Here is a 16,212-nt window from a genome sequence, read left to right as displayed (position 1 = left end):
ATCTATCGCCATATCAAACCACCAGTGATATGGCAACTGGATCCAGTTATCGAAGAAGTTCCCTTCGTTAACATCTTCAAAACGGAATAACCTCGGGGATCCTCGTCACGGTAACCGTGCTTGTAAACCGTCAAACCGCTCCAACAGGGTACATCCCACAGCAACTTCACTGCCAGCCTCAAAGGCGTGGTTAACTGATTGAGCAATACCTGATCATATTGTGGAAAACAACGTGTCAAAAGCCAACTTTCACCCGTACACACACTATTGCTAACAATGATTATGAATTATAGAATATATCTTAAATACCCATACATGTCCTGAGATATGAATAAGTTATTGTGGCAGTATCGTCTTCTGTGCTTCGCGATAGCCCAAATACGGAATCGGAAGAAACGCCACGACGAACGGTCAATCGTCGAACCGTCCTCCAGGGGATGGCTGGTGGGGCAGCTATCATGTCTGGACTGCCTCTCATGAGCGAACGTGCGACTGCGACAGTCGCCGAGGCGCAGTGTCTCACCGCCATGTCCGCTCCCAGTGACTATCCAGTCGTCGAGAAACAAGAGGACCTCCTCGGGGGTTCAGAGTTCGTAGAGCACGGAACCTTCCCGCAGGGTGCCGATGAAGTGCTCATCTACGTGCATGGTTGGCTCGAGCTGTTTACTGGTGGAGCAGGTGATCAGGGGTATACACTCCAGACAGCCCTTGAGCAGAACGGCTACACCCATCCGACGATCACTTTCAAATACCCATCGAACAACCCGAACTGGTGGGGAGTGCAAGACGCCGCCGAAGAAGATGGGCGTGCCTTTGCGTCGTGGTTAGAAGACTACCGAGAGCAAAACCCGAACACCACCGTTCGAATGATCGGACACTCTCTCGGTGCACGGACGGGTCTTGGTTGTCTCGACGAACTGGTAAACGAGAACGGTCACGCACCCGTGCGCTCGTTCGGCATGATCGGGGGTGCAATTAACCAGAGTGCAGTCACGACTGACGGCGAGTTTGGTGCGACCATCGCCAGCGGCGCCGAGGAGGTCAACAACTATTACAGCAAACACGACAACATTCTCAACGAAATCTTCCAGCTCGGCCAGTTCGGTCCGGAAGCAGTCGGTGCTTACGGTGCACCGTTGTTTGGAGACACCCCCTCGAACTACTACGACCACGACGTCGCAGAGAGCGTTAAGGGTCACTGTCTCTATTACAAACCTGATAAGGGCTGTGTTCCACGGATTGTTGCGAACTTTCCTCCAGGAAACCAGGAAGGCGATGATGACTGGTGGCCATTCTAATCGGTTGAACTGACCGGCATTTCTGTCTTTACCAACGACCGGAAAATAATATGGGATACCATCCGACCAGTTCTGATAACATTCGATGTGTTTACAAATGTATCATTTTTGAATAGATATAGTGGCCCAAAACTACTATCTGTAGAGACATATCTATGGCTTATTATTCATTTAGAATTTATATCTGACATACGTAATACCGCGTAGTTAGGAGATAAATAGTAGAGATACTCCATATATACTGTGATTTCATAATTCTAATAATTAGATACCAAATAAGGATTATATGTTATATCGCAAATTTTGTCAGAATTAGTGCTATTATTATCCACTTATTTAAGATGGCAAATACCCGGCAACATGTATTCGTGACTCTGTTGCTGTTGTAGAAATGAAATTGGGAAATAATAATGAATGATCAGGTAATATTCGTTGGGGGACTACACGGTAGTGGTGCAGATATTGTTCCTCAATTATTAGGGCAACATCCAGAAATCGAGACAGAACATGGTAACGAATACTCGACCAAAGCAGATGAGCACCTCCAATCATCCTTCGAGCCAATCGAGTACTTCGGTGGAGCAGGCGCATTCTCATTCCATCCAGACACACAAATCGATCCAACAGATGAGTACTGGTCGGATACTGTTCTTGCGGAGTTCCGATCGGCTTTCGATGGGCTGTACCAATCTGACGCAGCTGTAGGTGTCCAGTACTCACCAACAAACATCATTCGGGCTCGGTTGCTAGCTGCGACGTTTTCGAACAGCGTTCAGTTGTACATCCACCGCCACCCAGTGCTCGATGGAATCACGACCAAAGAGCGGACCAAAGACAGAACACAGCCACTTGATTCGATCGTTCGGCACTGGTTGTATTCTCACGAACGACTACTACAGGAGGTTCATGATCTCGAAAATTGCTATGTCGTATCGTTTCATGACCTCCGACGACAACCGACCGAAGTCCTCGCTCCGGTGTTCGAGGCAGCGGGGCTCTCTCCAGTCGACATCGACGCACAGGCGCTTCGATCGATCGGAAGAGATGGATGGGCTGGCTGGCTGCACAGCACGGACACAAAGCGTGCGCCCATCGAGCAGTTCGAGCCTGAAATTCGCCGGTTTGGGTATCGCCTCGATGAACCCGCACCGGTAGAATCTCCAGCAACGGAAGATATCGTGGAGGACCCAACGTCCAAACAGTGTCTATGCCCCAACCAGTATGTGATCCCACCCTCTCGAGCAACGATTGAGGACGTAGAGACTCCAACCGATCGAATTCTGTTCGTTTCATTCGGGACACGCGGTGACGTGCAGCCGTGTATCGCGCTTGCTCGCGGATTCCAACAGCGTGGCTATGATGTTCGGATCTGTTCTAATGAACCCCACCGAGAACTGGTTGAACACCATGGCGTTCCGTTCGTCAGCCCGCATCAAGAGGCAAACATCGACGTTCCAATCGATCCGACTGCCACGGAAAAAGAACAGATGGACGCGTTCTTCGACGAACTGTCCACGTTCTATGACCACTATGGGACCGATATCGTCGAGACAATCGCTGAGAGTTCGGACTGGGCCGATTGCGTGGTAATGGGAACGGCCGTATTCTGCTGGGGACTCCTCTACAACTATTTCGACATTCCAGTCGTGGATATCAGGTTTGCACCGCTGTATGTCGATGGTGACAACGTTGGCGAGCATCCAGGAATCCACAACTTTTTCGGAAATCTAACAAAAATAACCTACGCTGCAACCGGCTTTGGGATCGATCGGGCGCTGAATGAAGCCTATGAGGAGCTTGGAATCTCGTATCGCTACGACGATGAAGATGCGATGCAGACATTCTCACGAGTTAACAACACGCTCACTTTGCGCGGATACAGTCCTCGGGTGAGTGATCGCGGGGTTCCAGGGCTCCCCGATAAAACGACAGGATTCTGGCAAATTCAAGACACGGTAGGAGAGGATCAACCGCTCGATCGAGCAACTCGTGATTTTCTGACCGATGGCCCAGCTCCGATTTGTCTCAATTTCGGGAGTGCCGCCATTTTCGGTGACGATGGGGCACCGTGGGCTGACGACCTTCTCGGATCAATTCAACGAACTGGACGCCGGTGTATCGCAATTGGATCGAACGTTCCAGCTTCAGTACGGTCGTGGGCCTACCACATCGATGAAGTGCCACACGAGGCACTCTTCGAACACTGTCGCGCAGTCATCCACCACGGTGGAGCTGGCACGACTGCTGCGTGTCTGCGTGCCGGAACTCCCGCGATCATTGTTCCCTCCGTCACCTGGGCAGACATGCCACAGTGGGCAGAGTGGATCGAACGAGAGGGTGCCGGGATTCACGTTCGAAATCCAGCGGATGGATTTGACCGCCATCTCGAACGGATCATGGAACCGTCATTTCAGCAACGCGCACGAGCAGTTGGAGCGGCACTTGCTGTGGAAAACGGAGTCGAAACCGCCATCGACGCCTTTGAAGACCATTTCGAATCTCAGCAAATCAATCGACAGCGAGACCACCTGGCAATACGGTATATCGATTCGCTACCGATCGCTGACTGGCACAAACGCAAGCTGGCAGGGGTTGCGCTTTTCAACGAGCCAGAGACGATCGCCGGTAGAACGATCGAGCGACGGGATACATTTCTCGAGACGATCAAAGCCACGTCGCGAGAGTTTCCGGCGTTCGACACCGACTGGCCATCCAAGAATAGACCACTTGCTGTGGAAAAACACGACTGTCCACACGAGGCTGCAAGCATCGAACGGTGGAACTTTCAAGCGTACCTCGAAACCGAGGCTGGTGAAAGACTTTCAGTATTCTCGTTGCTTTCCGAGCGAGAAGTTGATGATGAAAAACTGGCCCATGCCAATCTTGGTGCCCAAATCGGATCCAACGGCGAGAAATACGAACGGTCGATCGGCGATCCACGGACACCAGGCCATCTCGTTCCTGAACTGTCTAGAGCCCCCACAACTGACTACTTCAGCCGCGCTCTCAGAGAGGTCTATGAAAAGAATGCGTTCCCGGACCCAGATGCGATGGCCACCACCGAACCAGAGATTCCACGTGAGGAGTTTGACTACTCGATGGGCGATCTCTCAATTGAAAAAGGTGATGAGGACTACCACGTTGAACTCGAGGGCGAAACCAGTACCGACGGATTTGGGTTCTCGTTGCGATTCGATTCACAAAAAGAGCCCGTGTTACCGCTCGAAGACGGAATTATGCGAGGCGTTACTGCCGGGTCGTCACTGTTTTGCTACTCGTTTACGCGTATGGACGTTACGGGGCACGTCGTTATCGACGGTGAACGCAAGTCGGTTGCTGGGTCTGGGTGGTACAACCATCAGTTCGGTGGGGATTCGGATGCTGGAGTGGCCCTCGACAACCTCCTCTCCAGGACGCACTTCAGGATCCATCTCGACAATGACGCAGAGCTATATGCTGCGATAGTGACTGATCTCGCGAACGACGAGCGACTCCATGATACCGACATCATGTACGTCAGTCCAGACGGGGATCGTAGCCGACACACGGGAACTCTCGAACGACAGCGTTGTTGGTCCAGTATGCGGACGTACACCGAGTATGGTGTCGAGTGGAAGCTGTCGGTGCCGGAGTTAGATATCGACATCGAGATCGCGGCGCTGGACGACGATCAGGAATACCGAACGATCATCGCACAGCCAGGGTTCTGGAACGGACCGATTGTGATCAGTGGTGACCACAATGGGCGAGAAATTGCAGGGATCGGGATGTGTGCACAGTACGGAAACGGCGGTGACCGATCACACTACCGAACGTTCCTTGACGACGTGAGCCGTGAAGTCCAGCGATCTGTGCGAGAACAGCTGCCGCTCGAAGATATGTCCGACGATCGGTTACAAGATCTCATCGCCCGCAATGGGTACGATACGTTGATGCGAGGTGTTGATACGGAGGCATTCGTCGATGCAATTGTACAGCCGCTTCGAACAATCATCGACCGGGGTGGGAAGGGCTGGCGCTCGATGTGCCTCCTTCTCTGTGCTGATGCCGTTGGCGGTGATCCACAGGAGCTACGGCCAACGCTTGCATTGTTCGAACTCATTCATACGGGGAGTTTGATCGTCGATGACGTAGAGGACAATTCGGACGTGCGACGTGGTGGACCGGCAGCCCACAAAATCTACGGTGATGCAACTGCGATCAATTCCGGAACGGCAGGATATTTCGTGTGCGAACCCATGCTTGAAGCCGTCGGTCCAACCGATGAACAGTGGCTCCGGTTTTACCGCTTGCACAACCTTTCGATGCGGGCAACCCACGCTGGACAGGGATTGGATATTCACGGCTGGGAACATGTGGTGCCGGACTGTCTCGAGACGGGAGAGTTCGAACCGTTGTGGGAGAATCTCTGTGCAACGCACCGGCTCAAGAGCGCAGTGCCAGCGATGTTTGCTGCCAGACTGGGTGTTGTTCTCGGGGAGGGTGGCCGTGAGACAGAAACAATCATCGGTGAATACTTCTTTGCATTGGGACTCGCATTCCAGATTGTCGATGACGCAATCAATCTTCGTGGGTACGAGCACGACCTGAAAGAACACGCCGAAGACCTCGTGGAAGGGAAAGTTACGGCACCCATCGTGCGGGCCTTTCAGGTGCTCGATGAACCAGAGCGAACCACGTTGTATCAGGAACTGCAGGCAGACGAAGCAGAAATGGATATCCACCAGATCATCGATCTCGTAGAGGGCTGTGGCGCTGTCGATTGGTGCTACGACTACGCCCGTGAGCTTGTTGATGACGCCTGGAGGCCAGTGGATGCCGTCCTCGAGGAGTCACAAGCGAAGATGATGTTGCGTGCCTTTAGCTGGTTCGTCGTCGACGTTCGAGATTATTAGGTATCGGGGCAACGACAGCGTGGCACGGCCAGTCGCTCGTCGATCTACCAGTTGTGGATTCTCGATCCTTCCGAACCGACGGGTATCGCTACCTGTGCAGTTCTGGGTACCAGCTAGACCTCTGAGGGGGATATCAGTTCGTACCCTCTCGCTCTTTACGGAGAAGGTGTTTTATAAAGTCCACCCACCCTTTGTGGTCGAATTCATTATCAGGAATACATTTAATCTGTAGTCGGGTGCGATTCCCCTGAAACTCCGTATCCAATCGTACGCGCTCTCGATCATCGACGAGGGCTGTGGCTGTTGTCAGTAGATCATCTTCGTCTTCGACAGGGAAATCACGGACATCAACCTGGACTGAATTTGCCCGGGTCCGCAAAAGCACTCGGTTTGTCCCGTCCACACGAAACGCAATGTAGATTTTCTGTGTCCAGCTTGGGCCGTCTAGGACGGGGATATCAGTCATCGCATCGACAAGCTGCTGGACGAGTGCAGGTGTGTTCTCGTTCGTCCGCTCTTCGAGATGCCACCGCTTTCCGTTCACCTTCCATGGATTGTCGGATGGAGAGTCCCCTGTTTCGAACTTCTCTAGATCAGAGGTTGGCACAAGCGTCTTCGAATCGAGATAGAGATTATCTGACCGATCCTTGAAGATTGAGAACTGTACAATGCTAGTATCAATTCCTTGTTCTCGCAACCAGAGAACGACGCTCCCGATTCGTTCCCGGACTTTGCTGCCAACCAAGAAGATACGCTGTGTTCCATTGAGTTCATAATCATCATCACAAAACGCCTCGAGGGTCTCGGCAAACGACGCATCTTCACCGTGGAGAGTCGCTCCCCATTCGGACTGTAAAAACATCTCAAACTGTTGTTTGATGTCGTCGTACGACCAGCGAGAAACGTATGAAACGTATTTCAGCGCCTGAAAATCCACGGATCGTCGGAGGGCCCCCCGTTTGAGTTCCACAACGACGACGTTCCCCGCACTATCAATCGCCAAAATATCGATCCCATCACCGAGATTTGCCACACCAACCTCTCGACCGATAATAAGGAGCTCGTCGCCGAGTATCTCGGCTGGATTGTCAATTACCCACTCACGCAGATCGTCTTCGTTGAGCTGTTCTGTGCTTAATTCAGTTGCAATAAGTTCAGTTGTTTCCTGTCCTTCGATTCTGAGCATAACATGCCAATTAGCTAAATCATATTAAGTGTTCTTTTGGGATTTGATTGCCTGTGATATTCTTCGCGCGGTAAACGGAGAGTGATCGCCGGCATCTAGTTATCAGTAATTGCCGATGGATGTTGGCTCACAAAACAGGACGCGAGCAGTTCGATTTGAATGGTCGAATGAACTCTCTTACCGTGCTCTCCGGAGGAATGAGATAATTACCGGTCTCGGCTGAACAGGTGAGTTAGTCGAGTGCTGACCGAGAGGACTCACACGGGATCTCGAACACTCGGACGCAATCCAATGATGGAACTGAAACCGATCTCGCTAGCGAAAGCGCTGTGGTCAACGTTGGGGACACGCAATTGGCCCGTTAGTGATGAAGAACGGACTAATCTTGAACTCCAGCGATATATAGATTACAATGAAATTCCGACTCCAATATGAGTTTGATAGTAAATAGAAACAATTTTTGCCTGGTCAGTGGGTAACCGATAATATAAACGCATCATTTCGCGTGTAAACCGCGTTCACGACGGATGCGTTATGCTTTCCACATGAGTTTCAAATCTAGTAGCATCCTTGATACGTCTGCCATCGTCGTCGTCGGTGACACGGAGTGGACTGCGTCGTACGCTGCTGTTCTTCGAGCGCAATCGGAGGCGACTGTCCACAGTGTTTCGACGGTATCAGCGGCACACCAGACGCTTCGACGGTCTGGGGTTGACTGTATCATAACCGACTTTTCCCTCCCAGAAACAACCGGCCTTGATCTCGTTCGTGAAATTCGTAACACGACCACAACACTGCCAATAATTCTGGGAACAGCGGATGGAAGCGAGGAGATCGCCAGTGCGGCCATCGAAGTCGGTGTTACCGACTACGTCGCAGTGACAGAGGTGTCCAAAGAAACCCTCAAGGCTGTCAAACGTCGAACCGAGCAGGCACTTCGAGACGCACAGCGGTTGACGACACAGAGAGAGCGTGCACGGCAGTTTGATGCTATTTTCCACGACACTAGATCGGCAACGTGGGTGCTCGACCCCGACGGTATGCTCACGCGCGTCAATCGGGCAGCCCGTGAGGCGGTCGATTCAAACGTCGAGGCTGTGATCGGCGATCCATTTTGGACACTCCCCTGGTGGCACGGAGACAGTCAGGCGAGAGCTGATATCCGCAGTCTCGTCGATACGGCGAGAGATGGTGGCTTCGGGAACGCGGTCCTCATCCAAGACGCCGTGACAGGTGAACGTGTTCTAGAACTTTCTGTTCAGCCTGTAACCGACGAATACGGCGACCTGGTTTCGATTATCGTAGATAGCGTCGACAGTACCGACCGTGTTGGCCTCGAACGTGAACTTCGACAGTCCGAGGAGCTCCATCGTGTCACGCTCAACAATATGACAGACACCGTTCTCATCACCGACGAGAATGGCGAGTACACCTACGTCTGTCCAAACGTTCACTTCATCTTCGGATACACTGCCGAAGAGATCCGGGAACTGGGCACGATTGAAACCCTGCTCGGCGCGAATCTCTTCGATCGCGAGGATCTTGCCACCGAAGGCGCTCTGAAGAATATCGAGACGACGGCCACGGACAAAGCCGGAAACGAACACACGTTGCTCGTGAATGTTCGGGAAGTTGCAATACAGGATGGGACGCTATTGTACAGCTGTCGAGATATTACGAAGCGAAAGCAGCGCGAACAGGCACTGGCAACCCTCCAGGAGACCGCTCGGGACTTTCTGTACGCCCAAACGCACCAGGAGATTGCCCAGCACGTCGTTGATGACACCCCCGATGTCCTGGGACTCGATGCCAGCGCAGTGTATCGCTTCGACACCGATGAGAACCAACTCCGGGCCGCGGTGCACTCACCGGAAATGCGTGATGCCCATGGGCCACTTGTGCCCGTTCACGCGGATGGTCGTGATCTCACCAGCCACAGCTTCGTCGAGAATGAGGCTTGTTTTTTTGAAAACGTCCACGATGCAGATCGGCTCACGGACCCCGCGACTGACCTGCGGAGTGTGGCGTACATTCCGCTCGGTAGTCACGGCGTGTTTATCGCTGGGTCAACCGACATTGGCGTCTTTGACGATGTCACGCGCGAACTCGCAGATCTGCTTGCCGCGACTGCCGAAGCAGCACTCGACCGTGTCAACCGAGAATCTCGACTTCGGGAACAGGACCGCGAGCTCCAGCGTCAGAACGACCAGCTTACCACGCTCAATCAGATCAACAAAACCATTCGCGAGATCGATCAGGCTCTCGTGCAATCCGAAACTCGCGAAGAAATCGTCCACACGGTCTGTGATCAACTCACGGACGATGGACGCTTCCGATTCGCCTGGATCGGACGCCTCGATGGCGCGAAAAATGAAGTGACCCCAGAAGCGTGGGAGGGAGCCGACCTTGGATATCTCGATGCGCAATCGTTTCCTGTGGCCCCTGAGGGCGTTGAACCTGCTGGGCGAACTGCCACAACAGGAGCGGTGACTCTCGTCTCAAACGTTGGGGCAAACCTTCGTGCGGCTCCGTGGCGCAAGGACGCGATCTCATGTGACCTGCTCTCTGTATTGAGCGTCCCACTCGTGTACAACGATCTTTCCTACGGTGTGCTAACAGTGTATGCGGACACGCCGGACGCCTTCGATGAAACGGTACAGACTGTACTCGCAGAACTTGGTGAGACGATCGCTGCAGCAATCAGTGCCTGCGAGCGAAAGCGGGCGCTCCTCACGACATCAATAACACGGGTTGAGTATGCGGTCACCGACCGTTCATTCGTACTCGCACAACTTGCCAACGCTGCTGGCTGTACGATCACCTACGAGGGAGGTGTCCAGCAGACCGCCACCGGCGATTACGTGTTTGTCAGTATCGAGGATGCACCGCTTGCGGCCGTCGTCGATGCAATTGGAAGTCGCAAGGTGGTCACGGAGATACAGCGGATCCACGGCAGTGATTCCAGGGGTTTGCTACGACTCCAACTGTCCGCACCGTTTCTCGCAACAGAGCTTGCAGACCACGGTGCCGTCCTCCAGAGTGCAACGACGTCGCAGTCAAGCACTGAACTGGTCATCGACATTCCCGGGAGTGTCGATGTCAGAACCGTCACACAGTTCATTAGAGAACGCTTTGGCGACGTTGAACTGGTATCGAAGCAGACGCGTGAGCAGGCATCCGAACACGGGTTCTATACATCAGTCCTTGACCGATTGACTGACAGGCAACTCGAAGTATTGGAGACGGCATATTACAGCGGATATTTTGAATCACCACGGAAGGCAACGGGTGAAGCTGTTTCGGACTCATTGGATATCTCTCCACAGGCCTTCTACCAACATATTCGAACCGCACAACGGAAGCTATTCGTAGCGCTAATCGACGACCACACGTCCGTGGCCACACGGCCAGCAGAGTGACCTAGCCCAGTTTTCCCTGGTTGTACATCAGACGGAAGCGCTCTGGAGGATCCTCCTCAGTATACGTGCAGACTTGAATAGTAAACCATACGAATCCCACTGTGGTTTAATACTCAACTACTGAATATACCCTTATATCCTCATTATTGTATTCATAGAGTATCCCGCACACCACTGTGGGGCTCTCGATCATCTATGAGGGATGTAGACAAGAATCCAGCCGAGGAATCGCCCTATGAGTGCTTCGAGTGTGGAAACGTTGTGATCGCGGAGAATAGCCCTGGCCAGTGCCCAGACTGTGCTGGTGAAATGCGGAATCGCCGTACACCGATCGAATAACATGGCTGCAACATCGACGTCGGCCGACGACGAGCGTGATGAACCAGAGTCAGCATTGGAGACGGCACGCCGACAGCTCCAGCATGCTTTTGACCATCTTGACATCGATCAGAACATCGTTGAGCGGCTCAAACACCCCAAGAAGGTACATGAGGTCACCGTTCCGATCGAGCGTGAGAACGGCGACGTGGAGGTCTACACCGGGTATCGCGCCCAGCACGACAGCGTCCGCGGTCCGTTCAAAGGTGGAATCCGGTATCACCCCGACGTGACACGCGAGGAATGCGTTGGTCTTGGAATGTTGATGACCTGGAAGTGTGCCGTCATGGACCTTCCGTTCGGCGGCGCGAAAGGCGGCATCGCGGTGAATCCCAAGGATCTCAGTACCGAGGAAAAAGAACAGCTGACGCGTCGATTCACTGATGAGATCCGATCGGTGATTGGACCGACCAAAGACATTCCTGCACCGGATATGGGAACGGATCCACAAACGATGGCGTGGCTGATGGACGCTTACTCAATGCAGGAAGGGGAAACGATCCCAGGGGTTGTGACGGGGAAACCCCCAATCGTCGGCGGCAGCAAGGGTCGTGACTCTGCACCAGGGCGGAGCGTCGCAATCATCACCCGGGAGGCTATCGAGTACTACGATAAGCATAGCCATGAAACATCGGTCGCCGTGCAGGGCTTCGGGAGTGTTGGCTCTAACGCAGCAAAACTGCTCGACGACTGGGGAATGAACGTCGTCGCGGTGAGTGACGTGAATGGTGGCATCTACGATGCGACCGGATTGGACACACATTCGATTCCTGCCCACCACGAAGAACCTGAGGCAGTGATGACCCACGGAGCGCCGGAAACGGTGACCAACGACGAGTTACTCGAACTCAACGTAGACGTTGTGATTCCTGCGGCAATCGGGAACGTTCTGACGGTTGACAACGCCGATGATATCGCTGCGGACATCGTCATCGAGGGTGCAAACGGTCCGACGACGAGCGCGGCGAGTGCGATTTTTGCCGAGCGAGAGATTCCGGTGATTCCGGATATTCTGGCCAACGCCGGTGGCGTGACCGTGAGCTACTTCGAGTGGCTGCAGGACATCAATCGTCGTGCGTGGTCTCTGGATCGCGTCCATGATGAACTAGAAGCGGAGATGTTGGCGGCCTGGCGTGATGTTCGCAAAGAATTCGATGTGCGGGACGGAACCTGGCGAGACGCAGCGTACATCGTGGCCCTCTCCCGAATTGCGAAGGCCCACGAAATGCGTGGTCTTTGGCCGTGAGTATTCGTGGTCTCTATGACAACACAATCGCCGCTCTCTCCGGGGTCTCGGTGAACAGGACAACCATGACAGCGATCACGGAGACAATCGAAGTATCGTTCAACGCAAACGGCTATTGGGCGTGGTGGCACGGTGCTCGTCATTCACTTCATCGTACTCGCCCGATCGCATTCTCGAGCATGGTATGGCTGTTTTGCTTCGAGCTCATCGAACAATGCCATAACGCGCTTCTCGATCGTGATCAATCGTCATCAGTTGTCGATGGAGCGATGGATTCCGGTTCGGAACTGTTCCAGTCGATCGCTTGCCGAAAGTACAGTGCAACGTTTACCAGCGCAAGAAGCACTGGCACCTCGATCAGCGGACCGATGACAGTCGCAAAGGCGACGCCAGAGCCGACACCAAACACCGCAACAGCAACGGCAATCGCCAGCTCGAAGTTGTTTGAGGCGGCTGTGAACCCGATGGCAGTCGTCGTCGAGTAATCGGCCCCGATTTCCCGTCCCATCCCGAAGCTGACGAAAAACATAACGACGAAGTAGATCGTTAACGGCACTGCAATTAACAGGACATCACCCGGAGACGCAACAATGTTGCCGCCCTGAGTGGCGAACATCACGATAACGGTGAACAGCAATGCAACCAGCGTCAAGGGATCGATGGTCGGAATGAACTGTTCGTCGTACCACTGCTGGCCCTTCGTCCGCGTTCCGACATAGCGAGTGAGAAAGCCCCCCGCGAAGGGAATTCCGAGGAAGATAATAATCGCCTCAAACACCTGCAATGGCGTGATATCGAAGGTAGCAATTCCAGCAACGAGCGAATCCATACCTAATAGTGGCGGTAGAACGAGCCCGAAGAACCAGACGTACACTCCATATGTGAGGATCTGAAAGAGGCTGTTGAACGCGACCAGCCCGGTCACGTATTCAGTTGAACCTTCTGCAAGTTCGTTCCAGACCAGTACCATCGCAATACATCGAGCCATTCCAATGAATACCAGTCCGAGGAAGTATTCAGGACGTGCTGGGAGCCCGGGAATGAACCCACTGAAGAAGATCACTGCGAGCCCGAACATCAGCGACGGTCCAATCAGCCAGTTCTGGATCAGGCTCAATCCGAGTACCCTCCAGTTGCTAACAACGGCTCGAAGCTGTGAGTAGTCTGCCTTCGCCAGTGGAGGATACATCATCAGAACGAGCCCGATTTCCACGAGGTGGAACTGCTGGATGGGGTGGGTTACCGAGGGAACGATATACCCAAGGCCGACGCCGATCGTCATCGCGCCGAGGATCCAGACGGTGAGATACTTATCGAGAAAATCCATCGTGCGCGGATCGCCACAGTTCAGGCAGTCACAATTTGGTCCGTGAGTATGTTCGATGCTACGCATCGCCCACGCTCCCTTCAAGGACTGTGAGAAGGGTGATCGCTCGGTTGGTCGCACGATATTTCTTCCACCGACCGTCCTTTCGGCCGGTGAGTAGCCCTGCATCGACGAGTTGCGAAAGTGCATGGCTCAGTCCACTTTCGGTCACGTCGACAACAGCGTTCAGTTCACAGACGCACAGTTCCTCACCAGCAGCCACGAGGATACGGACGAGCGTGTAGCGGGTCTCGTTGGCGAGTGCTGAAAGAACATTGAGCTCGGCAGACAACGTTGTATCAGCAAGTGCTGTTTCGAGGGTGCTGAGTTCATCAAGACGGCGTTCGACGTCTTCAGTCCGGCACTCCCCGAGTTCGTCTGTGAGGTATCGTTGTAGTCGATCTGTCGCTTGCGCCATCAAGATTAGTTTGAATAGAATATCAAGTAATTGTTTTGGTTCCTCCTAAGTCCTGTCTCTATTCCCTTTGATAGCATCCATAGATGAATATACGAATAGCCACCCACTGCAATGGTTGAATAGATACTGAATTCATTGTGCTCCCGTCGGTACACTTATATGATAGTACCATCATATGCTAGAATATTCATATGAGTGGCGAAAGCGATACCCAGCCATCGTCTTCACAAACCCAATCGAAAGCGTGCTGTACGACCGTTCCAGAGATCTCGGTCGATGAACTTGATGACGAGGTCGAACGCTTTGCAGCGCTTGCAAATCCGACACGGTATGGAGCCGTCCGGCTTCTCGTAGCAGCCGACGACGAGGTTTGTGCCTGTAATCTGGCCCCACCACTGGACGTAACACAGAGTGCGATCAGCCATGCGCTCTCACAGCTCCACACCGTTGGACTGGTCAAGCGCCGAAAGGATGGTCGCTGGCGTTATTACCAGGCAACCTCAATCGCTGAGGAGTTGATCGACCGAATCGACGCTCATCAGGAGGGTGACCGGTGATGATTGACGATAACTCCCAGGATCAGTCTCCCTCGAAAGGGGGACTCTCCGAACGTGAACAGCGCGATGCAGTTCGAAATCGATACGCATCGATCGCCCAAACGGAACCCCAGAGTGGCTGTTGTGAATCATCATCTGCATCAGCTACTACCTGCAGTGACGACAGCGACACGCTCGGAGTCGACTCCCAGCGACTTGGCTACACGGCAGACGATATTACTGCCGTGGGTGAAGGCGCAGATCTTGGACTTGGCTGTGGAAATCCCACCGCTATTGCGAGTCTCGAAGCCGGTCACACCGTGCTCGATCTCGGGGCTGGTGGTGGGTTTGACTGCTTTCTAGCGGCACAAGAAGTCGGGAAAACGGGCCACGTTATCGGTGTCGATATGACTCCGGAAATGGTCGAACTGGCAAGAGAGAATGTTGAGAAAAACGACGCCAGAAATGTCGAATTCAGACTTGGAGAGATCGAACATCTCCCGGTCGCCGACGAAACGATCGACGTGATCATCTCCAACTGCGTTATCAATCTCTCGCCGGACAAATCACAGGTGTTCAGAGAAGCGCATCGAGTGCTCCATCCTGGCGGCCGACTCGCAATTTCTGATGTAGTCATGACAGCAGAAATCCCCGAAGACCTTCGTACAGATCCAGAAAGTGTCTCGGGCTGTGTCGCTGGAGCGGCGACGATCAACGAGCTCGAATCACTGCTTGACGACGCCGGGTTTGAGGCAGTGACGGTCGAACCGAAAGACGATAGCCACGAATTCATTCGGGAGTGGTCGGACGAGCACGATCTTGCGGACTACATTGTCTCGGCAACGATCGAAGGACGAAAGCCCGTATAAGCTAGACCGTCCTTTTGAATGGGACAACATGTGTACAGATTCGATCACGGTCGTTGCGCTATTAGCAGCTCACGTGGTTACAATCAGACGACAACAAGAGGTTCGAACTGGTGTAATAATATCCCGGCATAAAAATAATGTGTCGTATGATAGCCAGATATTCATGGATTGGTCACTCCCAAACCGCCTAAACGTGGGTAGGCCAGATCGACAGGGGTGAGCAACTAATGACTATCACAACCGGTGTCAGTGTCATCTTCTTGCTAGTCGGCCGTATTCTCTTCGGTGGCCTGCTCGCAGTTACTGATTTCAGGAGCCACACAGACATGAGTGAATTGGTCCAAGTGGCGCAGACAAAGGGCGTTCCAGCACCGACCCCCTCCGTTACTGTGTCGAATAGTCTCCTCGTTGGTGGTAGCGCCATTCTCGTGACTCCAATGATACACAACTTCTGGACAGTCCAGGCAGATCAACGCGAAAGAGAAAAGCAGGCCTTTGAGAAGGGAATCATGCTACTGGGGGCTGCCCTGGTATCCCTTGTGGTCAGTGGCGAACCATGGGCGTATTCTCTCACTATTGGAGTGTAGCACATGCACAGCAC

At 53.3% G+C, this 16,212-nt stretch carries 11 protein-coding genes; 8 read left to right on the top strand and 3 right to left on the bottom strand.

The window, feature by feature from the left end:
- The first annotated feature begins 359 nt into the window (after positions 1 to 359).
- Together JXQ78_RS15230 and JXQ78_RS15225 are read left to right on the top strand one after the other, a co-directional pair.
- The gene (locus tag JXQ78_RS15230) at positions 360 to 1,298 is read left to right on the top strand and encodes an esterase/lipase family protein (protein WP_330633373.1); all 939 of its coding nucleotides are present in this window, start codon (positions 360 to 362) and stop codon (positions 1,296 to 1,298) included.
- Between the two features lie 410 nt (positions 1,299 to 1,708).
- Positions 1,709 to 6,193, top strand: a complete 4,485-nt coding sequence (locus tag JXQ78_RS15225; protein ID WP_330633372.1) for a polyprenyl synthetase family protein — start codon at positions 1,709 to 1,711, stop codon at positions 6,191 to 6,193.
- 133 nt (positions 6,194 to 6,326) lie between these two features.
- Here the strand turns inward: JXQ78_RS15225 and JXQ78_RS15220 are convergent, their stop codons facing one another.
- On the bottom strand, positions 6,327 to 7,379 hold the full coding sequence (locus JXQ78_RS15220) for a hypothetical protein (RefSeq protein ID WP_330633371.1): 1,053 nt from the start codon (positions 7,377 to 7,379) through the stop codon (positions 6,327 to 6,329).
- 545 nt (positions 7,380 to 7,924) lie between these two features.
- Here JXQ78_RS15220 and JXQ78_RS15215 point away from each other — a divergent pair.
- The 3 genes from JXQ78_RS15215 to gdhB all read left to right on the top strand — a co-directional run bounded on the left by JXQ78_RS15215 (position 7,925) and on the right by gdhB (position 12,422).
- Entirely contained in the window at positions 7,925 to 10,798 is a 2,874-nt protein-coding gene (locus JXQ78_RS15215) for a bacterio-opsin activator domain-containing protein (protein ID WP_330633370.1), read from the top strand.
- Between the two features lie 195 nt (positions 10,799 to 10,993).
- A complete protein-coding gene (locus tag JXQ78_RS15210; RefSeq protein WP_330633369.1) occupies positions 10,994 to 11,137 on the top strand; it encodes a rubrerythrin-like domain-containing protein in 144 nt (47 codons plus the stop codon).
- 1 nt (position 11,138) lies between these two features.
- A complete protein-coding gene (gdhB, locus tag JXQ78_RS15205; protein ID WP_330633368.1) occupies positions 11,139 to 12,422 on the top strand; it encodes a glutamate dehydrogenase GdhB in 1,284 nt (427 codons plus the stop codon).
- A gap of 241 nt (positions 12,423 to 12,663) precedes the next feature.
- On the opposite strand, the gene arsB is transcribed toward gdhB, so the two are convergent.
- Positions 12,664 to 13,815: an ACR3 family arsenite efflux transporter gene (gene arsB, locus JXQ78_RS15200; protein ID WP_330633367.1), complete on the bottom strand. Its 1,152-nt coding sequence runs from the start codon at positions 13,813 to 13,815 to the stop codon at positions 12,664 to 12,666.
- Positions 13,808 to 14,206, bottom strand: coding sequence for an ArsR/SmtB family transcription factor (locus tag JXQ78_RS15195; RefSeq protein WP_330633366.1), 399 nt, complete (start codon positions 14,204 to 14,206; stop codon positions 13,808 to 13,810). The genes arsB and JXQ78_RS15195 overlap by 8 nt, the downstream gene beginning before the upstream one ends.
- A 191-nt stretch (positions 14,207 to 14,397) precedes the next feature.
- Here JXQ78_RS15195 and JXQ78_RS15190 point away from each other — a divergent pair, with 191 nt between their 5' ends.
- The 3 genes from JXQ78_RS15190 to JXQ78_RS15180 all read left to right on the top strand — a co-directional run bounded on the left by JXQ78_RS15190 (position 14,398) and on the right by JXQ78_RS15180 (position 16,198).
- Positions 14,398 to 14,763 carry an ArsR/SmtB family transcription factor gene (locus JXQ78_RS15190; RefSeq protein ID WP_330633365.1) on the top strand — a complete coding sequence of 122 codons (366 nt, stop codon included), beginning with the start codon at positions 14,398 to 14,400 and terminating at the stop codon, positions 14,761 to 14,763.
- A complete protein-coding gene (locus JXQ78_RS15185) occupies positions 14,763 to 15,611 on the top strand; it encodes an arsenite methyltransferase (protein WP_330633364.1) in 849 nt (282 codons plus the stop codon). The genes JXQ78_RS15190 and JXQ78_RS15185 overlap by 1 nt, the downstream gene beginning before the upstream one ends.
- Positions 15,612 to 15,838: 227 nt before the next feature.
- Positions 15,839 to 16,198, top strand: coding sequence for a hypothetical protein (locus JXQ78_RS15180; protein WP_330633363.1), 360 nt, complete (start codon positions 15,839 to 15,841; stop codon positions 16,196 to 16,198).
- Positions 16,199 to 16,212: the final 14 nt, after the last annotated feature.

It is taken from the genome of Halocatena halophila, from assembly GCA_027563145.1.
GTDB lineage: Archaea > Halobacteriota > Halobacteria > Halobacteriales > Haloarculaceae > Halocatena > Halocatena halophila.
Note: the sequence above shows the minus strand (reverse complement) of the source record. Positions and strands in the feature narration are given on the sequence as shown.